The following is a 20,412-nucleotide window of genomic DNA, read 5'->3' on the forward strand; positions in this document are numbered from 1 at the left end:
GGTGGATGCGGCCCCGGGAGGCCGCACCGGTCCGGCGGCCGGCCGGGTCAGCCGAGCGGGACGGCGAGCAACCGATCGTCGCCGGGGGCGGGCTGCCCGCGTCCGTCGGTGTTGTTCGTGAGCATCCACAAGGCGCGGTCGGGCCCGACGGCGACGTCGCGCAGACGCCCGGACTCGCCCGCGAAGTACTCCGCCGAGGTCGTGGGATCGGCCACCGGGATGCTGCGCAGCACCCGCCCGCGCAGGTTCGCGACGAAGATCGTCCCGCCGGCGATCGCGATGCCACTCGGGCTCGCCTCGTCCGGATTCCACTGCTGCACCGGGTCGATGTACGCGGGATCGCCCGCCGAGCCCTCGACCTCGGGCCAGCCGTAGTTGCCGCCCGCGGTGATGATGTTGAGCTCGTCCCACGTGTCCTGCCCCAACTCGGCGGCGAACATCGTCCCGTCGGCGGCCCACGCGATGCCCTGCGGGTTGCGGTGCCCGAGGCTGTAGACGAGCGATCCGGGGATCGGGTTGTCGGCCGGCACGTCGCCGTCGGGCGTCATCCGCAGGATCTTGCCCGACAGGCTCGCGGGATCCTGCGCGGCGGCCCGGTTCTGCGCGTCGCCGACCGTCGCGTAGAGCATCCCGTCGGGGCCGAACGCGATCCGACCGCCGTTGTGCGTGGCGTTGGCCGGGATGCCGTCGAGGATCGTCTCGGGCTGTCCGAGCACCCGTGCGCCGTTGTCGAAGCGCAGCGGGAAGCGCTGGATGCGATTCCCGTCCGCACTCGTCGAGTAGGCGTACAGCGCGTCCGCGCCGTCCTCCTCGCGCGCGGCGAGACCGAGCAGGCCCGACTCGCCGCGGTGCACGACGCCCTCGACGGTGCCGACGACCCGCGTGCCACCGCCCACGAGCTCGAGGATCTCCCCCGAGTCGCGGCTGCTCACGAAAACGGCGTCGCCCGCGAACGCGATCGACCATGGCGCGGCGAGATCCCGCGCCAGCTCGACGGGCTCACCGGCGGGGAGCACGGGGGCGGCGGACGTCGGCGAGGCGGATGCGGCGGCGTCGGGCGTGTACGTCGCGGTCTGCCGCGGCATGGCCGGCGCCGCGCTGCATCCGGCCACGAGCGCCACCGCGGCGAGTCCGCCGAGAAGCGGGGCGAGGCGGCGCGTGCGGACCGGCACCGTCACACCTCGAGGAGGACCTTCGTCGCCCGACGCTCGTCCATCGCCCGGTAGCCCTCCGCGGCGTCGGCGAGCGGCAGCGCGAGGTCGAACACGGCGCCGGGGTCGATCGTGCGCTCTTCGATGAGGCGGATGAGCTCGGGCAGGTACTGCCGCACCGGCGCGGGGCCGCCATGGAGGTGGACGCCCGAGCGGAACAGCTGCGTGCCGTCGATCGTGACGTCGTGCGAGACGCCGACGAAGCCGACATGACCACCCGCGCGGGTGGAGCGCAGCGCCTGGTCCATCGACCCCTGGGTGCCGACGGCCTCGATGACCGAGTGGGCGCCGAGGCCGTCGGTGAGGTCCTTGACGCGCGCCACGCCCTCGTCGCCGCGCTCGGCGACGATGTCGGTCGCCCCGAAGCGGCGAGCGAGCTCCTGCCGGTCGGCGTGCCGCGACATCGCGATGATGCGCTCCGCGCCGAGCTGCTTCGCGGCGAGCACGCCGAGGAGCCCGACCGCGCCGTCGCCGACGACCGCGACGGTCTTGCCCGGACCCGCCTCGGCGGCCACCGCGGCGAACCACCCCGTGCCGAGCACGTCGGATGCGGCCAGCAGCGCCGGAACGAGGTCGGCGGCGGGCCGTCCGGAGGTCGCGACGAGCGTGCCGTCGGCCAGCGGAATGCGGGCGTACTCGGCCTGCGTGCCGATCGTGCCCATCGGCACGCGGTGGATGCAGTGCGTCTGGTAGCCGGCGCGGCAGATCGCGCACGTGTTGTCGGAGGCGAAGAACGACCCGACGACGAAGTCCCCGACCCGCACGCTCGACACCTCGGACCCGACCTCGACGACCTCGCCGACGTACTCGTGCCCCATGGGGGCGTGGTCGACGCGATCGGCGCCGCGGTAGGGCCACAGGTCGCTGCCGCAGATGCACGTCGCAGCCAGGCGGATCACCGCATCCGTCGGCTGCTCGATGCGCGGGTCGGGGCGCTCCTCGACGCGCACGTCGCCAGGTCCGTACATGATCACTCCGCGCACCGCGCCGTCCTTCCCTCCGGGGTCGCTCGCCGACCCTCGTCAGTCTGCGCGCCCGCGCTCACCTCCGGAACCCCTTCCCCTGCCCCGTTCACTCGTCGTATATGCCCCGCCCGGACGCCCTTGCGGCGCCATATACGCCGAGCGAGCGGTCGACGGCGAGGCGGCCGGGCGCGGAGGGGGCGGGCGCGGAACGGCCGGCGCGGGGCGTGCGGCGGGCGGCGGGCGGCGGTGCGGCGGGCGTCAGCGGCCGGGGGCGAGTTGCTGCGTGCCGAGCACGGCGAGCAGGCGCAGCTTCTCCTCGGCCTCACTGCGCGGCTCGGGCGTGAGCACGAGGAGCGCCTGCGCGCGGTCGTCGGTGAACAGCACCTGACAGTCCACCTCGATCGCGCCGACCTCCGGATGCAGCAGCACCTTGTGGTCGGCGAACCGCTGCGCCACCTCCTGCCGCTCCCACAGCCCCGCGAACTCCGCGCTGCGCGCCTGCAGCGCCGCGGCGAGCTCGCCGGCGACCGACGCCGGGCCGAGTGTGCCGTAGGCGGCGCGCAGACCCGCGACGATAGCGCGACTCTGCCGGTCACGGTCGTCTTCCGGGTAGTGCGCGCGCTCGGTCGCCGGCTCGACGAACCAGCGCCACGCCTCGAACCGGCCCCAGCCGTCGCGGGCGACGTGGTCGCCGAGGAGCGCGACCGACAGCGGGTTCTGCAGCAGCGTCTCGCCCACGTGCGAGATGATCAGCGCCGGCGTGTCGGACAGGCGGTCGAACACGCGTTGCAGCGCCGGGGCGACGTGGTCGGCGCCGCCGAGCCGGTCGGGCACGGCCTGCCCCGCCATGCGGTAGAGGTAGTCGCGCTCGTCCACGCTCAGCCGCAGCGCGCGGGCGAGCGCCGCGAGCATCTGCGTGCTCGGCTGCGGCCCGCGCTGCTGCTCGAGCCGCGTGTAGTAGTCGGTCGACATCGTCGCGAGGGTCGCGACCTCCTCGCGGCGCAGCCCGGCCGTGCGCCGGCGCGGCCCCGCCGACAGCCCGACGTCGGCCGGATGCAGCGCCTCGCGGCGAGCGTGGAGGAAGTCGGCGAGCGCGGCACGGTCCATGGCTCCATCCTCGCGGGCCGCCGCCTGCTCAGCCAGGGATCGCGACTCCCCCGATGAACGCTCCCTGGAGGCCACCCGGCCCGGCGCGAAGACTCGGGGCATGCGAATCAGCGGAAACACCATCTTCATCCCCGGGGCGACCAGCGGCATCGGGCTCGCCCTCGCCACGCGTCTCCACGACGCCGGCAACACCGTCATCGTCGGCGGCCGCCGGGAGGAGCTGCTCGCGGAGATCGCGGCGCAGCATCCGGGCATCGACACCGTGCGCATCGACACCACCGACGCCGACTCGATCGCCGCCGCCTCCGCCGACGTGCTCGCGCGGCATCCCGGGCTGAACGTCGTGATCGCCATGGCCGGCATCATGCGGGTCGAAAACTGGCCCGCCGGCGGCTTCCGGCACGACGCGGAGGACATCGTCACGACGAACCTCCTCGGCCCCATCCGTCTGATCGACGTGTTCCTGCCGCATCTGCTGGCGCAGCCGGATGCGACGCTCATGACGGTCTCGTCGGGCCTCGCGTTCGTGCCGCTGCGGGTCACGCCGACGTACAACGCCACGAAGGCGGCCATCCACATGCTCAGCGAGACGCTGCGCCTCCAGCTGGCCGGCACGAGCGTGCGGGTCGTCGAACTCGAGCCGCCGTCGGTCGCGACCGACCTCATGCCCGGCCAGCGCGACAGCGACTTCGCGATGCCGCTCGACGCCTTCGCCGACGAGGTCCTGACGATCCTGCGCGAGCGTCCCGACGTGACGGAGGTGCAGGTGGAGCGCGTGAAGTTCCTGCGGTATGCGGAGCAGCGCGGCGACTACCCCGACGTCGTCGCGACCCTCAACGCCGCCGACCCGCACGCCGCCGCCTGACACCCCGTCGCACCTCCGCTCGTCCCTGTTCGCTCGTCTGATATGCCGCCCCCGAGCCGCGGCGGAGGGCGATATACGCCGAGCGAACGGGGAGAGGATCACGCGGGGGCGAGCCACACGGTCGACTCGCCGGGCACGCGCACCGCGGACGCGGCGGACTCGGACGCGGCGGACTCGGATGCGTCAGGCCCGGACGCGGCGGACTCGGATGCGTCAGGCCCGGACGCGGCGGGCCCCGACGCCTCACCTCCCGACGCCTCACCTCCCGACGCCGCATCCCCGGTCGCCAGCACCACGGCGCGACCCGCGGCTTCGAGGGTGTACGGCTCGGTACCGAAGTTGGTCACGACCTCCCAGCCGTTCGGGCGGACGTAGTGGAGCACGTCATCGCGGCCGGTCTCGAGCCAGTCGAGGCGCTCTTCGGCGAGGAGCGCGTGCCGCGCGGCGAGGGCCCGGCGGTACAGCGACAGCGTCGAGGCAGGGTCCTCCTCTTCCGCATCGACCGCGTACGAAGCGAACCAGTCCGGCTGCGGCAAGTGGGCGCCACCCGCGCCGAAGCCGAACGCCGGCGCGTGCACCCGCCACGGCAACGGCACGCGGCATCCGTCCCGCCCGATCTCCGCACCGCCGGAGCGGAAGAACGTCGGGTCCTGCCGCGCGTCCGCCTCGAGTCCGGCGACCTCCGGAAGCCCGAGCTCCTCGCCTTGGTACAGGTAGGTCGAGCCGGGCAGGCCGAGCACGAACGTCGTCGCCGCCCGCGCGCGGCGCAGGCCGCGCGCCACGTCGAGCCGGTCGGCCGGGCCGCCCGCGAGGAGCCACGCCGCGGCGCGCTGCGTCGGCCGGCCACCATCGGACGGGGCGGGGGCGAGGCCGTACCGCGTCGCGTGTCGCACGACGTCGTGGTTGGACAGCACCCACGTGCTCGACGAGCCCGACTGCGCGGCGAGCGCCAGGTTGTCGCTCACGATGCGCCGGAACGTCGGCCCGTCGAATTCCGCCTCGAGCAGGTCGAAGTTGAACGCCTGGCCGAGACTCTCGGGCCGCGCGTACAGGTGCACGCGCGACGAGTCCACCCACGCCTCGGCCACGGCGGTGCGCGGCGGGTCGTAGGAGTCGAACACGGCGCGCCACTCGGCGTACACCTCGTGCACGTCGTCGCGGTCGACGAGCGGATGGTTGCCGTCGCGGGGGATGAGCTCCAGCTGGGCGCGCGAGGGGAGCGGCTCGGTCAGGTCCTTCGTCAGCATGTGAGCGACATCGATGCGGAACCCGTCGACTCCGCGGTCGGCCCAGAAGCGCAGCGTGCGCACGAAGTCGGCGCGCACGTCGGCGTTGTCCCAGTTGAGGTCAGGCTGCTCGCGCGCGAAGTTGTGGAGGTACCACTGCCCGTCGGCGACGCGCTCCCACGCCGATCCGCCGAACACCGACACCCAGTCGGTGGGCGGCTCCGACCCGTCGGGGCCCGTGCCGTCGCGGAAGATGTACCGTTCGCGCGCGGGTGATCCCGGAACGGCCGCGAGGGCCTCCTGGAACCACGCGTGCCGGTCGGACGTGTGATTGGGCACGATGTCCACCACCACGCGGATGCCGCGGGCGTGCAGCGCCGCCAGCATCTCGTCGAAGTCGGCGAGCGACCCCAGGCGCGGGTCGACGTCGCGGTAGTCGGCGACGTCGTAGCCGCCGTCGGCGAGCTCGGACGGATAGAACGGGCTGAGCCACACCGCGTCCACCCCGAGCTCGCTCAGGTAGTCCGCGCGCGCGGTGACCCCCGGGATGTCACCGAGTCCGTCGCCGTTCGTGTCGGCGAAGCTGCGGGGGTAGACCTGGTAGACGACGGCCTGGCGCCACCACGGCGGGGCCTGGTCGGCGGCATCGTCGCGGACGAGGGCGAGGGGGGTGGTCACGGAACGGGTCCTTTCTCGAACGGGTGGATGCCGCGTCAGCTCAGCCCTTGACGGCACCCTGCGTGACGCCCTCCATGACCCATCGCTGGGTGAACAGATAGGCGACGATCGCCGGGGCCATGGCCATGAGGTACGAGGCGAACGACACGTTGTAGTTGTTGCTGAATTGCGTCTGGAACAAGTTCTGCCGCACCGGGAGGGTCTGCAGATCGGGGTCGGAGATGATGAGCGAGGGCATCATGAAGTCGTTCCACGCGTACAGGAACGCGAAGATGCCGACGGTCGCGCTCATGGGCGCCAGGAGCGGGAAGATCAGCCGCCAGAAGGTCTGCCACGTGCTGGCCCCGTCGATGCGCGCGCTCTCCTCCAGCTCGAGGGGGATCGAGCGCAGGAACGCCGTGAACAGCAGCACGCTGAAGCTCAGCTGGAACATCGTGGCCAGCAGCACGACACCCACGGGGTTGTCGAGGCCGACGCGCCCGGTCAGCTGGATCTGGGGCAGCGCGACCACGGGGAACGGGATGAACATCGCGGCGAGAAGGTAGAAGAACGACCAACGGAACAGCCGCCGGTCCCAGTTGCGCACGATCGCGTACGACGCGAACGCCGCCAGGATGATCGTCGCGGCGACGGTGCCCGCGGTGACGAACAGCGAGATGGCCGCCCCGACGGGCAAGCGCGTGAGGTTCCATGCCTGCACGAACCCCTCGAAGCTGATCGGCGCCGGCAGGGAGAACGCGTTGCCGTCCACCGCCTGGCCGGTGGTCTTGAGAGCCATCGAGATCGTGACGTACAGCGGCAGGAGCACCGTCACGGCGCACAGCATGAGGATGATCGTCGTCGACCACGAGATGCGCTCGCGGCGCATGCGCTGCGGACGGGCGGCCGGGGTGTCGTCGGCGCGCAGCTCGACGGCGTCGGCCTGCTCGAAGGCAAGTGCGGGCTGAGTGGTCATGACAGGCGGTTCCTTCCGCGCGTGATCGACAGTTGCAGCAGCGAGATGACGATGGCCACGACGAAGAAGATCGTCGCGTTGGCCATCTGGTAGGCGTAGTCGCCGCCGTTGAAGCCCGTGATGATGCTCATCGCAACGCTGCGGGTCGCTGTGCCCGGCCCGCCGCCGGTGAGACCCACGATGATGTCGTAGGCGTTGAGGAAGCCCTTGAACCCGAGGATCACGTTGATGACGACGTATCCGGCCACGAGGGGCAGCGTGATCCGGAACAGCTGCTGGGTCTTGGATGCGCCGTCGAGGTCGGCCGCCTCGTACACGTCCCCCGGCACCGCGAGCAGGCCCGCGATGTAGATGAGGAGCGTGCCGGGGATCGCCTGCCATGCCGTGACGATGACGATCGCCACCCACGCCAGGTCGGGGTTGGCCAGCAGACTCGTCGAGAGCACCGGGATCCCGAGGGCGCCGCCCGCCTCCGGGAGGGAGTTGGAGAAGAGGAAGTTGAAGACGTAGGCGATGATGATGCCGGAGATCACCATCGGGATGACGAAGATCGTCCGCAGCCCCGCCGTGAACCGGATGCGGGCGGTCAGCCCCACCGCGAGCAGGAAGCCGGCGACGTTCACGACCACGACGGTCGCGATCGAGAACCCGATCGTGAACAGGTAGCTCTGCAGGATCGCGGGGTCGCTGAAGAGCGCGATGTAGTTCGTCAGGCCGATGAAGCTCCAGTCGCCGATGCCGATCGAGTCGGTGAAGCTGAAGAAGATGCCGATGACGGCCGGCACCGTGATGGCGAGCGTGAACAGGATCAGGCTCGGCAGCAGGAAGAGGTAGTAGATCGGCTCGACGCGGCGGGTGCTGTGCCGGGCACGGGCGTTTCCGCCGGTGACGATCGTCGTCGTGGTGGTCACTGTCCGGGCTCCTTCGCCTGTGCGGTGGGCGCCGGCTGCCGGAAGGCCAGGCGCGCCCAGTCCTCGTCCATGGTGCGCAGCTGCGCCTCGGGGTCGGCGCCGAGCACCATGGCCTGCGCATAGTTGAAGACCGGGATCGTCTTGGGAACGAGCACCGACGGACCCTGGTAGATGCGGCCGCTGTCGTAGTACTCCTGCATGCCGGCCACGCGCGGGTCGTCGGGGGGCGCGGCATCCGTCGTCGGCGCGAAGCCGAGCTGCGACTGGTTGTACGCCTCGATGATCTGCGGCTGGTACAGGTACTCGAGGAAGTCACGGGCGGCGTCCTTGTGCCGAGACGCGTCGGGGATCATGGCGGCGAGGTCCATGTTGACGCGCACCGCGAGGTCGTCGGGGTCGTCGGTCATCGGCAGCGGAAAGGTCCCGAGGTCGAGGTCGGGCGCGCTCTTGGCGATCTCGCTGAAGGCCCACGGCCCCTGCAGGTACATCGCGGCCTCGCCCTTGCCGAACGCGAGGTTGCCGTCGCCGTACGCGCGGCTGGCTGCATCCGCGTTGACGTCATCGCTCGCGAGCTCGAGCATGCGCTGCAGCGGCTCGGCGAAGTCCTGCGCGAACGACACGGCCGATCCGCTGCCGACGTCGGCGCCTTCGGCGGCGAGCTCGTCGAAGAAGCCCTTCACGTCGAGCGAGCCGCCGATCGCGTAGTCGTACCAGCCCTGCCCGACGGTCCAGTCGTCCTTGAACGTCGCGTAGAACGGCGTGATACCGGCAGCCTTGAGCTTCTCGCACACTTCCTGCAGTTCGCTCCAGGTCGTCGGGATCTCGAGGCCGTTGGCGGCGAAGATCTCCTTGTTGTAGATCACCGACGCGGCCATGACGGAGTAGGGCAGCGCGCTCACGCGGCCCTCGCACGAGCCGTACTGGTCCATGAGCGGCTGGAGGTCTTCGCGCGTGCTGGCCGCGGCCTCGGTGCCCGACAGGTCGCTCAGGGCGCACCGCTGCACGAAGCGCGCGACCTCGTAGTTGTAGTTGGCGAGCATGATGTCGGGCGGATTGCCCCGCACGAAGCTCGCCGAGACGACGTCGACGCCCGACGTGTCCATCTCCACGCGCACGCGGTCCTGCGACGCGTTGTAATCGGCGACGACGCCGTTCATGAACTCGAGCGCCTCGCGCTTGCTGAACGTGAAGCGGATCGTCTCGCGCCCGTCGGCGCTGCATCCGGCCAGGGCGGCTGCAGCGAGTCCGAGCGCGGCGATCACCGCCGCCGCCCGCCTCATGGTGGTCCTGCCTGTCGTGGGCACCGTCTCTCCGTTCGCTCCGTCGCGACCGCCGCTCCCGCCGGGCGGTAATCATCATCGATTAGATTTAACTATCCAATTAACTTGGATGCCGCCAGTATCACACGCCCCGATCAGTAGGGTCAATAGCCGTGTCGAGTGCCTCGCCCTCCCCCGCCGCACGGCCGGCGAGCCTCGACGCCGTCTTCGCCCACGCGTGGCAGGCGGCGGAGTTCACCGCGAGCGATGTCATCGCCGTGACAGGGCTCACACGATCGACCGCGATCGACGCGATGGACACCCTCGCCCGCGCGGGCCTGCTGCGCGAGCTGCCCAATGCCCGCCACGCGGGCGATTACCGCAAGGGCCGCCCCGCCCGCCGCTTCGCGCTCGCCGAGGAGGCGGGCGCGCTCGTCGGCATCGATGCCGGCAACGAGCACGTGACGGCGACGGTCGCCGACCTGCGCTCGCGGCCCCTCGCGACGCGTCGCCTGCGCCTGGAGCTCGACCGCGACGACGGACCCGCCCGTGCGGCGCTCGTCGCGGCCCTCGTCGACGACGTGCTCCGCGATGCCGGCCTCGCCCGCGCCGACGTGCTGTCGGTGTGCGCGGGCGTTCCGGCGCCCGTCGACCGGTCGGGCCGGTCGCCGCGGCATCCGACGGGATTCTGGGAACGCATGAACCCGGGCCTGGTCGACACGTTCGCGTGGGCGCCGCTCGTGCGCATCGCCAACGACGCGTCGCTCGCGGCCGTCGCCGAGGGGTCGATCGGGGCGGCCGTCGGCTGCCGCGATTACGTGACGCTGCTCGCGGGGGCGCGGCTCGGGGCGGGCGTCGTGATCGACGGGCATCTGCTGCGCGGCGCGCACGGCGGCGTCGGCGAGATGGTCGCCTTCGCGCACGTCCTCGGCGTCGGCACGGCCGACGGCCTGGGCGCGCGGGTGGGGGCGATCGTGGCCGACGTGCTGGCCGAGGGCGCCGCCGACTCGGCGCTCGCCGGCCTCGGTACTTCTGAGCGCGACGCGCCCGCCGTGCTCGCGCTCGCCGCGCGCGGTGACGCCGCGGCGCTCGAGGTGGCCGACCGGCTCGGGGCCGTGCTCGCCCGCATCGTGAGCGTGCTCGGGAGCATGTTCGATCCCGAGCGCGTGGTCGTGTCGGGCGCGATCGCGGCCGGCATGACCGACGTCGTCGCCGCCGCTCGGCGGGCGCTGCCGACCGACCTCGACCTGCCGGCTCCGACGATCGCGCTGTCCGATCTCGGGGCCGACGTGGTCGTGCGCGGCGCGGTCGCCGCGGCTGCCTCCCACGCCCGCGAGCGCGCGCTCGACGTCTGGACCTTCGCGCGCCCCTGACCCGCCCCGCCGACTCAACCACGCCGCCGCCTGACCCGCTCGACCCCAAACCGACTGCACGTATTCAGGCGGGCGGCACGGGGCGGCACGGTCCCGCGGCGGAATTCCGCGGCCAGACGTGCGCACACGAGCCGCCCAGCCTGAATTCGTGAGCCGGGGGGCGGCGCATCGAGCGCGTGCCTAGGGTGGAAGGCATGGCTGACATCCTGGCGATCACCGGTGGTCACGTCGTCCCCGTCGTGGGCGACCCGATCGAAGGCGGCACCGTGGTCGCCGTCGACGGCGTCATCGCGGCAGTGGGCGCGGATGCGGCGATCCCCGACGGCGCCCGCGTCATCGACGTGCGCGGCAGCTGGGTGCTGCCCGGCTTCGTCGAGGCGCACGGCCACCTCGGCGTGCACGAGGACGGCGAGGGCTGGTCGGGCAACGACACGAACGAGATGACCGACCCCAACGGCGCGCGCTTCCGCGCGCTCGACGGCATCGACATCGAGGAGGTCGGCTTCCGCGACGCCCTGCGCGGCGGCGTCACGACCGCCGTCATCAAGCCCGGCTCGGGCAACCCGATCGGCGGGCGCACCGTTGCGATCAAGACGTGGGGCGGGCGCACGGTCGACGAGCAGCTGCTGCGCTACGACGTGTCGGTCAAGTCCGCGCTCGGCGAGAACCCCAAGCGCGTGTACGGCGACAAGAAGCAGACCCCCTCGACGCGGCTGGGCGTGGCCGCGGTCATCCGCGAGGCGTTCGTGAAGGCACGCGGCTACGCCGAGAAGCGCGCGGCGGCCACGGCGAAGGGCGAGCCGTTCGAGCGCGACCTCACGAACGAGACGCTCGCCGCCGTGCTCGACGGCGACCTGCTGTGGGACCAGCACTGCCACCGCCACGACGACATCGCCACGGCCATCCGCATCGCGGAGGAGTTCGGCTACCGCCTCGTGGTCAACCACGGCACCGAGGGGCACAAGATCGCCGACGTGCTCGCCGAGAAGGGCATCCCCGTGATCTTCGGGCCGATGCTCACGTCGCGCTCGAAGGTCGAGCTGCGCGACCGCGGCATCGGCAACCTCGCGCTCATCGCCGACGCCGGTGTCACCGTCGCCATCACGACCGACCACCCCGTCGTCCCGATCGACCAGCTGCGACTGCAGGCGATCCTCGCGGTGCGGGAGGGCCTGGATGCGACGACCGCGCTCGAGGCGCTGACCGTCAACCCGGCGGCGATCCTCCGCCTGGACGACCGCGTCGGCGCACTGGAGGTCGGCCGCGACGCCGACATCGTGGTGTGGTCGGACGATCCGCTCGCGCTCGACTCGCGCGTCGAGCGCGCCTTCATCGTGGGTCGCGACGTCGTGGAGCCGACGGATGCCGACGACCCGACGCCGCGCGTCGTCGAGCGCTGGGAGCGCTTCGGGCGTTCGTCCTGGCGGGGGTGAGCGTGGTCTTCCGCGACGACCTGCGGCCTCCCGGGGCCCTGCGCGGACCCGATTTCCTGTTGCGTCCGATCACGCTCGACGACGTCGAGCGCGATTTCGCGGCCGTCATCGCCAGCCGCGACGACCTGCGGCTGTGGGAGCAGTCGGGTTGGCCGGCCGACGACTTCACGGTCGAAGACAACCGGCGCGACGTCGCCGACCTCGTCGAGCGCCATACGGCCGGGCGCGCGTTCACGTACGCGGTCACGGATGCGGACGACACCGATAACGTCGGCTGCGTCTACGTGTTCGCGAACGACGCCGGCTTCCTCGCGCGCGCCGAGCGCACCCCCCTCGGCGACGGGGCATGGGACGACCTGGACGCCCTCGTCTATTTCTGGGTGCGCACCGACCTCCGCCAGACCGGCCTCGACGCGCGCGTGCTCGCGGCGCTGCGTCCGTGGTTCGCGCGGGAGTGGTCGCTGTCGACGGTCGCGATCGTCGCGCACGAGTCCTTCAGCGCGCAGGTCGAACTGCTCTCCGCGGCGGGCATGCGGCCGGCGTTCGCGATCCGCGAGTCCGATAAGCCCGGCCGATTCCTCGCCTTCCGGTGATGCGCGGCCGCGCGAAGCGACGTTCAGGCGAGCTCCGGTCTGCTCTGGGCCGGTCCTCTCGCGACGACGCCTGAGGTTGCCCGTTCACGATCCGGTGAGCGTCCCGCCGCGTGGGGCGGTGGCGCGGTCGGGGCGGATGCGGCGCCCTAGGATCTCGGGTGACGGAGGAGGACCGGATGACGGCGGATGGTGCACGAACGGATGCGGCCGTGCCGACGGCGCGCCGACGCGGCGTCGACGTCCTCGGACTGATCGGCGTGATCCTCGCCGGGCTCGCCCTGCTGCCCTCGCTCGCCGTGTTCCTCATCGGCCTCATCCCGGAGATGAACGCGATCTGGTGGCTCGGGATCCTCATCATCCCCGCGCTCGGCATCGTCGGCGCGGTCGTCGCCGTGCTCGGGGTGATCGGGCTGATCCTCGGCATCCGCGCGCGTGGGCGCTACGCACTGTCGATCGTTGCGATCGTGCTGGCGATCGTGCTGATCGCCCCGATCGCCCTGCTGTACTTCGGCTCCGCGGTCTGACCGGGGCGGCACCCGCCGCCGGGGTCATCGCGCACCGAGGACGGTGACGACGAACACGTCCGCGAAGACCAGCGGCACGTCGATGTCGTCGCCGATCCACGGCGCCCCCTCGGGAGGAGGCGCTGCGGGGCATCAGTCGACCAGGTCCGCGTGGCGGTGGACGAGCCGCCACGCGTCCTCCTCGCGCCGGAAGATCTCCGTCACCCGCAGCGTCATCGCGACCCGCTCCGGCTCGCCCTTCACGTCCATCTCGGCGACCTGTCGACCGGTCCAGTACGCGAGGTCGCCGCTGGACCCGCTGTGCAGGATCTCGAAGCGGCCGGTGCTGGCGGGGCCGAATGCGCGCGCTCCGGCGACCTGGGCGTCACGCGCCGGTCCGGCGTGCTCAATGATCGCGCCGCCGGGCGGCAGGAAGGTGGCGGGATCGTTGATGGTGAGCAGTTCCGAGAGCGGGACGGCGTCTCCGCGGATCCAGGCGTCGGACGCCTCCCGGCGTCGCCGCAGGAACTCTTCGAACACCTCCGTCATGACGGCTCTCCCTCCTCTTTCGCGCCTGCGATCGTCGGCGTCCACGCGCGCGTGGCCACCGAGACGACGTTCCAGGCGTTGATCGTGGTGATGAGCGCGACGAGAGCGCCGAGCTCGGCGTCGGCGTAGACCGCACCGGCCTCCTCCCACGCGTCGGCCGGCACGTGCGTGTCGGCGACGCGCGTCATGCTCTCCGCGAGGGAGAGCGCAGCACGCTCGCGCACCGAGAAGAACGGCGATTCCCGCCACACCGACACCGCGGCGACGCGCTCGATCGGCTCGCCGGCGGCGAGGGCGTCGCGCGTGTGCATGTCGACGCAGTAGGCGCAGCCGTTCAGCTGCGAGGCGCGGATGCGGACGAGCTCGCGCAGCCGCGCCGGGACTGCCGCCGCATCCAGTTCGCGCGCAGCGGCGGCGTCGAGCGCTGAGAGGGCGCGGGAGAACGCAGGCGCCGCGCCCTCGATGTCCAAGCGGATCGGGATGTCCAGTCGATGATCGACCGTGCTCATAGTGTGCCGCCTCTCCCAGACGTGATCCCATCGTGCCGCGCAGGTGCGGATCTTTCCAACATCTGATAGTGACGCGACCTATCATTCAAAGTGATGGAACTTCACCAGCTCCGCTACGTGCTCGCGGTCGTCGACACGGGGTCGTTCACCGCGGCGGCGGAACGCGTGCGCGTGGCTCAATCCGGCGTCAGCAGCCAGGTGCAGAAGCTCGAACGTGAACTGGGTGTCACGATCTTCGATCGCTCGTCGCGACGGGTTTCGCTCACGCCCGACGGCCAGCGGCTGCTGCCGGCGCTGCGTGCGGCCGTTGCCGCGGCCGACGACGTCCACGACCGCGCGGCCGAGCTCCGGGGTCTCGTGACCGGCGGGCTGCGGATCGGCACCGTCACCGGGCTCGTGCTGCCCGCCCTCTTCGACGCGATCAGCGGGCTCCACGCCGATCACCCCGGCCTCGAGCTCAGCGTGCGAGAGGGCCTTTCGGACCAGCTCGTGACCGACGTGCGCCGGGGCGACCTCGACATCGCAATCGCCGCGTGGGCGCTGCATCCGCCTGAGGGTCTGGAGACCGCCGTGCTCGTGGACGACGCCCTCGTCGCCGTCGTGTCCGCCGACCACCCGTGGGCGACGCGACGCGTGGTGCGGCCCGCCGACATCGCGGCGGCGGACGTGATCGCGCTCTCCCGCGGGGCCGCCGCGCGGGTCGCGCTCGACGCGATGCTCGGACGAGCCGGCGCGTCCGCGACGCCGCGGTGGGAGGTCGCGACGCCGGCCCTTCTCGAAACCCTCACGGCGCGGGGACTCGGCGTGGGCGTGGCGAGCGAGACCACCGTGAGCGGGGCGGAGGGGCTCGTCCGCCTGCGCATCGACGACCCGCGCGCACGCTCTCAGTTCGGCATCGTGTGGCGACCGGGGCCGGGCGCGGCGGCCCGCGCGCTGTTGCAGCTTCTGCTCCCGTCCCGCGAGGAGTGAGCGGCGGATGCGTCAGGCGACCGCGAACGCCTCCCAGTTGCCCTCCGAGACGACGCGCACGTCGGAGCCCACGACCGAGATGGCGGTCTGCTCGTCGATCGCAAAGGCCGGCGCGCCGAGCGCCGCCGCCCAGCGGCGTGCCGCCGCTGTCGTGTTGCTCTCCCATCCCGGGTAGTCCAGATGCGGGAAGATCGAGAAGTCCACGAGGCCGAGGGTCTCGTCCGACCCGCCCGGGCGCCAATCGACGAACTCGGGCCCGATGCGCGGGGTCATCACCATGCTGCCGGCGCTCACGCCGACCCACACGACGTCGAGATCCGGCAGCATCCGGTCGAGGCCGACCTCCCGCATCCGGTGCGCGAGGAAGACCGCCTCGCCGCCGTCGGCGAGGATGACGTCGGTCGCCTCCACCCACGGTCGCCAGCGCTCGGGATCGACGTCGCGCAGGGCCGCGAGCTCCAGCACACCGACCGTCCGCCAGCCCAGTCCGACGAACGCGTCGCCGAAGGGCGGGGCGCCGGCCGTCGACCGCCACACGCTCTGGGGTGAGCACATCGGCTGACCCCACTGGGCGGTGGGCACGACCAGGGCATCAGCTTCCTCGATCGGCTTTTCGAGCAGCCGCACGAGCTCGGCGCGGATGCTGGCGTTCGTCACGCCGCCGGAGGTCAGAAGCATCTTCATGCCGCCGATCGTGTCACGAGCCGTCCTCCGGCACCTACCAGAACTCCACTGCTCCGTCGAGCACGGAATGGCCGGATGCAGGCGACATACAATCGCCGGACGGAGCGGCCCCGCCCTGCGCAGCGAAGGAGCCACACATCGACGAGCATCGCGCCCCGGCCGCCGGCGGCGCCGTCCCGGCGCGCACGACATGGCGCGCCACGCTCGCTCGCCTCGTCCACATCTCGCGACCCGTGCTGTGGATCAACACGATCGGCACCGGCATGCTCGGGATGTGGCTCACGGGGCGCCTGCTGGATGCCGCGGCGATTCCGCTCCTGCTCTGGCTGACCCTGCCGTTCAACCTCCTCATCTACGGCGTGAACGACATCTTCGACCAGGAGACCGACGCGCTGAACCCGCGCAAGGGCACGATCGAGGGCGCCCGCATCGCACCGCGCGAGGTGCGGACGATCGTGCGGGCTGTGGCGGTGACGAACGTGCCGTTCCTCGTGTGGTTCCTCGTCGCCTACCCGCTGGCCGCCAACGCGCTCGTGCTTCTCTACACGGCCGTGTTCGTCTTCTACTCCGCACCGCCGCTGCGCTTCAAGCAGCGTCCCTTCCTCGACTCGCTCAGCAACGCCGCCTACGGCCTGCCGCTGCTGATCGTGCCGGTGGCCATCGGCGCCCCGCCGGTATGGCCGGCGGTGGCCGGCCTGCTCGTGTGGAGCGTCGCCAAGCACGCGTACGACGCGGTGCAGGACATCGACGAAGACCGTGCGGCGGGCATCATGACCACCGCCGTGCTGCTCGGCCCCCGCGGGACGGCCCTGTGGAGCGGCGCGTGGTGGCTCGCGGCGACGGTCCTGTTCGCGCTCGTCAGCGTGCCCGTCGCGCTCGTCAACCTCGTCATCGCGGGCGTCCTCATCGGATGCCTCCTGATGCGCCCGACCCCGGCGACGGGCCGGCGTCTCTACCCCGTATCCATCGCCTTCCCGTACGTCGCCGGGTCTCTCGCGAGCGGCCTCCAGCTGACGAAGATGTTCTTCGAGGCCACCGGATGAGTCGCATCGTCGTCGTGGGCGCGGGGCTCGGCGGCCTCGCCGCATCCGCGCTTCTCGCCCATGCCGGTCACGACGTGACCCTGCTCGAGCGGTCCGCGTCGGTGGGTGGCAAGAGCCGGCGGCTCGAGGTCGACGGCCAGCGCATCGACTCCGGTCCCTCGCTCGTGACGTTCCCGGGGGTGTGGGAGGAGCTGCGGCGGCGCCTCGGGGTGGCGGCGGACGCCGGGCGGCTCGACTTCGAACGCCTCCCCGAGGTGGGGCGCTACTACTTCGCCGGCGAAGAGGTCACCCTCCCGGTGCCGCCGGGCCACCGGTGGCACGCGGCGTGGCAGCGGTTCAGCGAGCTCCATGCGCCGCTCGCCGACGATGTCACCTCCCTGCTCGTCGCCGACCCGCTCGACCGCCGCTCGCTGCCGGCGCTGCGGCGACTGCTCGCCGTGTACGGCACACGTCTGAGCACCCGCGCGTACCTCGACAGTCTCCCGTGGCTTCCCGACGGCCTGCGCGAGATCATCGCGATCCACACGCTCAACGCCGGTGTCGCGCCCGCGCGCACCCCCGCGCTGTACGCGAGCATGCCCGCGATCATGGCCGCCTCGGGCGTGTGGGTGCCGCGCGGCGGTGTCTACGAGATCCCGCTCGCGCTCGAGCGGATGGCGGATGCGGCGGGGGTCGTCATCCGGACCGGACAGACCGTCACCCGCATCGAGCGCGGACGCGTGCTCACGCTGGACGGATCCTTCGCCGCGGATGTGGTCGTGGCCGGCCTCGACGCAGACCGCGTGACCGCGCTGCTGGGCGGCTGCTCACGTCCAGCCCGCGCCCTCTCGTGCTCGGCGGTGGCCATCTACGGAGCGCTCCGCGAACCGCTGCCGGAGTCGATCGCGGCTCACAGTGTGATTCTGCCGACGCGACCCGACGCGCTGCATCGCAGTCTCGCCGCGGGCGACGACCCGGCCGAGACGATGGCGTTCGTCAACCTGTACCGGGCGGGGCAGGTGTACCCGAACGAGCGGAGCACCCTCGCGGTGCTGCTCACCGCGCCGGCTGACGGCTCGGCGTACACCCTCGAGCACCCGTTCGTGCGCCGCGAGGTCGAGCGCATCTCGCGGGCGATGGGCCTCCACAGGCCCCTCACCGAGGCGATGTCGGGTGCGACGGTCCTCGATCCGCGGTACTTCGGCACGTTCGGCGAAGCGCACGGCGCCCTCTACGGCGCGGCGCGGCCGCTCTGGATGAGCGGGCCGCTCCACCGCCCCGCGCAGCACGACCTCCGCCGGCCGTGGCTCTACCGGGTCGGCGCATCCGTGCACCCGGGCGGTGGCATTCCCGCCGTCCTCGGCGGCGCGATGATGGTCGCGGCGAAGCTGCTGCGCCGCCACCCCGCCTAGCCGACAGGTCGACCGAATTGCGCATTCCCCCGGTGCAGAAAACGCACTCGTGAAGACGAACCGTAAAGTCCGGATGCGGCTTTGGTAGACAGATGCGAAGCATCGACCGCCATGGCATCTCTCAGCCCCGGGCTCCGCGTTTCCGCAACGCGAGACGGGCGCTTCTTCGCAAGCGCCCCGGAGTGCCCGTCGATATCGACGGCGCTCTCGGTGCGGGTGGGTCCCCCAGCCCACCCGCACCTTTCCCGTGGCATGGTTGTCCCGTCGCGAGCCGGGGTGAGAACGGTCGTCCGCCGTCAGGTGAAGTCGCCCGGGGCCATGTCGGTGAAGCGCGAGTAGTGACCCTGGAAGGCGACCGTGATCGTGTCGGTGGGGCCGTTGCGGTGCTTGGCGACGATGAGGTCGGCCTCGCCCGCCCGCGGGCTGTCCTTCTCGTAGGCGGCCTCGCGGTGCAGCAGCACGACCATGTCGGCGTCCTGCTCGATCGATCCCGACTCGCGCAGGTCGGAGAGGGCCGGCTTCTTGTCGGCGCGCTGCTCGGGGCCACGGTTCAGCTGCGACAGCGCGATGACGGGAACCTGCAGCTCCTTGGCGAGGAGCTTCAGCGCGCGCGAGAACTCGCTGACCTCCTGCTGGCGTGACTCGACGCGCTTGCCGCTGGTCATGAGCTGGAGGTAGTCGATGACGACCATCTTCAGACCCTCGCGCTGCTTGAGGCGCCGGCACTTCGCGCGGATCTCGACGAGGGTCATGTTGGGGCTGTCGTCGATGTAGAGCGGCGCCTCGTTGATGCGCCCGCGCGTCGCGGCGATCGTCGTCCAGTCCCGCGAATCGAGTGTGCCCTTGCGCATCGACTGGAGGGGGATCGCACCCTCGGCGCTGAGCAGGCGCATCGCGATCTCGCTGCGCCCCATCTCGAGGGAGAAGAAGATCGTCGGAGCGCCGCCCTTGATCGCGGCCGCGCGCGCGAAATCCAGCGCCAGCGTCGACTTACCCATCGCGGGTCGTGCCGCGATGATGATCATCTGGCCGGCGTGCAGACCGTTGGTGAGCTGATCGAGACCCGAGAAGCCGGTGGGGATGCCGGTCATCTGACCGTCGCGCCCGCGGGCGGCCTCGATCTCGTTGACGGCCGCGTCGACGGCGGTCGTGAGCGGCACGTAATCCTCGGCCGTCTCGGCGCCGGAGACGTTGTAGATCTCCGCCTGGGCATTGTTGACGAGGTCGAGCGGATCGCCCTGACCGGAGTAGCCCATCTGCACGATGCGGGTGCCGGCCTCGACGAGACGGCGCAGCAGCGCGCGCTCGGCGACGATCGATGCGTAGTAGCCGGCATTGGCGGCCGTGGGGACGATCGACGTGAGGGTGTGGAGGTAATCCGCGCCGCCGGCCCGCTGGAGCTCGCCGGTCTTGATGAGCTCGTCGGTGACGGCCACGACATCCGTGGGCTCGCCGTGCGAGTACAGCGAGAGGATCGCCTCGAAGATCAGCTCGTGCTTCGGCACATAGAAGTCCGTGCCGCGCAGCGTCTCGATGACGTCGGCGACGGCGTCCTTCGAGAGCAGCATCCCACCGAGGGCGCTCTGCTCGGCGAGCAGATCGTGCGGAGGTGTGCGTTCGGACGGGCGAGGTCCGCCGAGTCGTTCGTCGGCGATGTCCGCAATCGACACAGGCTCTCCTTTTCGGGTCGGGTGCACCGCGCTCCGCGCACGTGGGAGCGCGCCGATGAGGGGACCGACGGATGCGTCTCCACACCGTGCATGAATGACAGCACGGACCCCCGACACGCACCGACGCGTTCCGGGTACCGGCTCGAGATGGGCTGCACCCACGGTATGGAGGGAGTTCCCAGGCTGCAACTGTGCCTGTGGATAACTCTGTGGAGGGTCTGCGCGAAACGCCGTTCAGCTTGTGCATAACGGCTGTGGAGAACTCACGACACGCCCAGATGAGAAAACGCTTATCTGAGTTTTCATCAGGCCTTTTGCTGTCCACAATCATCCACTTGTGCGCTGATTGAAGTGGGGGTTGAAGGTTGACAAACGCGCGGCGGTGCTTGTGCACAACATTGGGGAGAGCGCGAACCGCTGCCAGAACAAGCAATTGGTTGTCAACACCTCTTGAAAATTTGCTATGCGCGTCGTAACGTGCATCGCATCTGGATATCCGGTCCAGTGAACGCTTCACG

At 71.4% G+C, this 20,412-nt stretch carries 19 protein-coding genes; 8 read left to right on the forward strand and 11 right to left on the reverse strand.

The features are described 5' to 3' along the window. Positions 1-47: 47 nt before the first annotated feature. The 3 genes from EI169_RS16190 to EI169_RS16200 form a co-directional block, all read right to left on the reverse strand. On the reverse strand, positions 48-1,178 hold the full coding sequence (locus EI169_RS16190; protein ID WP_240640506.1) for a PQQ-dependent sugar dehydrogenase: 1,131 nt from the start codon (positions 1,176-1,178) through the stop codon (positions 48-50). Further along, positions 1,175-2,194, reverse strand: coding sequence for a zinc-dependent alcohol dehydrogenase family protein (locus EI169_RS16195; RefSeq protein WP_125133196.1), 1,020 nt, complete (start codon positions 2,192-2,194; stop codon positions 1,175-1,177). Before EI169_RS16195 ends, EI169_RS16190 begins: the two co-directional genes overlap by 4 nt. A 240-nt stretch (positions 2,195-2,434) precedes the next feature. Further along, positions 2,435-3,283 carry a helix-turn-helix transcriptional regulator gene (locus EI169_RS16200; RefSeq protein ID WP_125133197.1) on the reverse strand — a complete coding sequence of 283 codons (849 nt, stop codon included), beginning with the start codon at positions 3,281-3,283 and terminating at the stop codon, positions 2,435-2,437. Between the two features lie 100 nt (positions 3,284-3,383). On the opposite strand from EI169_RS16200, the gene EI169_RS16205 reads away from it, so the two are divergent. Further along, positions 3,384-4,148, forward strand: a complete 765-nt coding sequence (locus EI169_RS16205) for an SDR family NAD(P)-dependent oxidoreductase (protein WP_125133198.1) — start codon at positions 3,384-3,386, stop codon at positions 4,146-4,148. Between the two features lie 98 nt (positions 4,149-4,246). On the opposite strand, the gene EI169_RS16210 is transcribed toward EI169_RS16205, so the two are convergent. The 4 genes from EI169_RS16210 to EI169_RS16225 are packed head-to-tail and all read right to left on the reverse strand — an operon-like array spanning position 4,247 to position 9,198. Next, on the reverse strand, positions 4,247-6,052 hold the full coding sequence (locus EI169_RS16210) for a glycoside hydrolase family 13 protein (protein ID WP_125133199.1): 1,806 nt from the start codon (positions 6,050-6,052) through the stop codon (positions 4,247-4,249). A 40-nt stretch (positions 6,053-6,092) separates the two neighbouring features. Further along, positions 6,093-7,007, reverse strand: a complete 915-nt coding sequence (locus EI169_RS16215) for a carbohydrate ABC transporter permease (RefSeq protein ID WP_125133200.1) — start codon at positions 7,005-7,007, stop codon at positions 6,093-6,095. After that, positions 7,004-7,918, reverse strand: coding sequence for a sugar ABC transporter permease (locus EI169_RS16220; RefSeq protein WP_125133201.1), 915 nt, complete (start codon positions 7,916-7,918; stop codon positions 7,004-7,006). The genes EI169_RS16215 and EI169_RS16220 overlap by 4 nt, the downstream gene beginning before the upstream one ends. Next, positions 7,915-9,198 (reverse strand): extracellular solute-binding protein, encoded by a 1,284-nt coding sequence (locus tag EI169_RS16225; RefSeq protein ID WP_125133202.1) that lies wholly within the window; start codon positions 9,196-9,198, stop codon positions 7,915-7,917. The genes EI169_RS16220 and EI169_RS16225 overlap by 4 nt, the downstream gene beginning before the upstream one ends. Positions 9,199-9,350: 152 nt before the next feature. Between EI169_RS16225 and EI169_RS16230 the strand changes: the two genes are divergently transcribed. The 4 genes from EI169_RS16230 (at position 9,351) to EI169_RS16245 (ending at position 13,100) form a co-directional block, all read left to right on the forward strand. Then, positions 9,351-10,550: an ROK family protein gene (locus EI169_RS16230; protein ID WP_125133203.1), complete on the forward strand. Its 1,200-nt coding sequence runs from the start codon at positions 9,351-9,353 to the stop codon at positions 10,548-10,550. Between the two features lie 194 nt (positions 10,551-10,744). After that, positions 10,745-11,983 carry an amidohydrolase gene (locus EI169_RS16235; RefSeq protein ID WP_125133204.1) on the forward strand — a complete coding sequence of 413 codons (1,239 nt, stop codon included), beginning with the start codon at positions 10,745-10,747 and terminating at the stop codon, positions 11,981-11,983. Next, a complete protein-coding gene (locus EI169_RS16240; RefSeq protein WP_125133205.1) occupies positions 11,980-12,576 on the forward strand; it encodes a GNAT family N-acetyltransferase in 597 nt (198 codons plus the stop codon). Before EI169_RS16235 ends, EI169_RS16240 begins: the two co-directional genes overlap by 4 nt. Before the next feature lie 158 nt (positions 12,577-12,734). Beyond that, entirely contained in the window at positions 12,735-13,100 is a 366-nt protein-coding gene (locus EI169_RS16245) for a hypothetical protein (RefSeq protein ID WP_125133206.1), read from the forward strand. Positions 13,101-13,232: 132 nt separating this feature from the next. Here EI169_RS16245 and EI169_RS16250 read toward each other — a convergent pair whose 3' ends face one another. Both EI169_RS16250 and EI169_RS16255 read right to left on the reverse strand, forming a co-directional pair. Then, positions 13,233-13,628, reverse strand: coding sequence for a nuclear transport factor 2 family protein (locus EI169_RS16250; protein WP_164515519.1), 396 nt, complete (start codon positions 13,626-13,628; stop codon positions 13,233-13,235). Beyond that, complete coding sequence (locus EI169_RS16255) at positions 13,625-14,137, reverse strand: carboxymuconolactone decarboxylase family protein (RefSeq protein ID WP_125133208.1); 513 nt, start codon at positions 14,135-14,137, stop codon at positions 13,625-13,627. Before EI169_RS16255 ends, EI169_RS16250 begins: the two co-directional genes overlap by 4 nt. A gap of 93 nt (positions 14,138-14,230) precedes the next feature. On the opposite strand from EI169_RS16255, the gene EI169_RS16260 reads away from it, so the two are divergent. Further along, a complete protein-coding gene (locus EI169_RS16260; protein WP_125133209.1) occupies positions 14,231-15,106 on the forward strand; it encodes a LysR family transcriptional regulator in 876 nt (291 codons plus the stop codon). A 12-nt stretch (positions 15,107-15,118) separates the two neighbouring features. Here the strand turns inward: EI169_RS16260 and EI169_RS16265 are convergent, their stop codons facing one another. Beyond that, complete coding sequence (locus EI169_RS16265; protein ID WP_125133210.1) at positions 15,119-15,790, reverse strand: Type 1 glutamine amidotransferase-like domain-containing protein; 672 nt, start codon at positions 15,788-15,790, stop codon at positions 15,119-15,121. Between the two features lie 137 nt (positions 15,791-15,927). On the opposite strand from EI169_RS16265, the gene EI169_RS16270 reads away from it, so the two are divergent. Together EI169_RS16270 and EI169_RS16275 are read left to right on the forward strand one after the other, a co-directional pair. Continuing rightward, the gene (locus tag EI169_RS16270) at positions 15,928-16,833 is read left to right on the forward strand and encodes a UbiA family prenyltransferase (RefSeq protein WP_125133544.1); all 906 of its coding nucleotides are present in this window, start codon (positions 15,928-15,930) and stop codon (positions 16,831-16,833) included. Continuing rightward, positions 16,830-18,224, forward strand: a complete 1,395-nt coding sequence (locus EI169_RS16275; protein ID WP_125133211.1) for an NAD(P)/FAD-dependent oxidoreductase — start codon at positions 16,830-16,832, stop codon at positions 18,222-18,224. Before EI169_RS16270 ends, EI169_RS16275 begins: the two co-directional genes overlap by 4 nt. Before the next feature lie 296 nt (positions 18,225-18,520). Here EI169_RS16275 and dnaB read toward each other — a convergent pair whose 3' ends face one another. Next, positions 18,521-19,894: a replicative DNA helicase gene (gene dnaB, locus EI169_RS16280; RefSeq protein WP_125133212.1), complete on the reverse strand. Its 1,374-nt coding sequence runs from the start codon at positions 19,892-19,894 to the stop codon at positions 18,521-18,523. Positions 19,895-20,412 lie beyond the last annotated feature (518 nt).

Source organism: Microbacterium sp. 10M-3C3, from assembly GCF_003931875.1.
Lineage (GTDB): Bacteria > Actinomycetota > Actinomycetes > Actinomycetales > Microbacteriaceae > Microbacterium.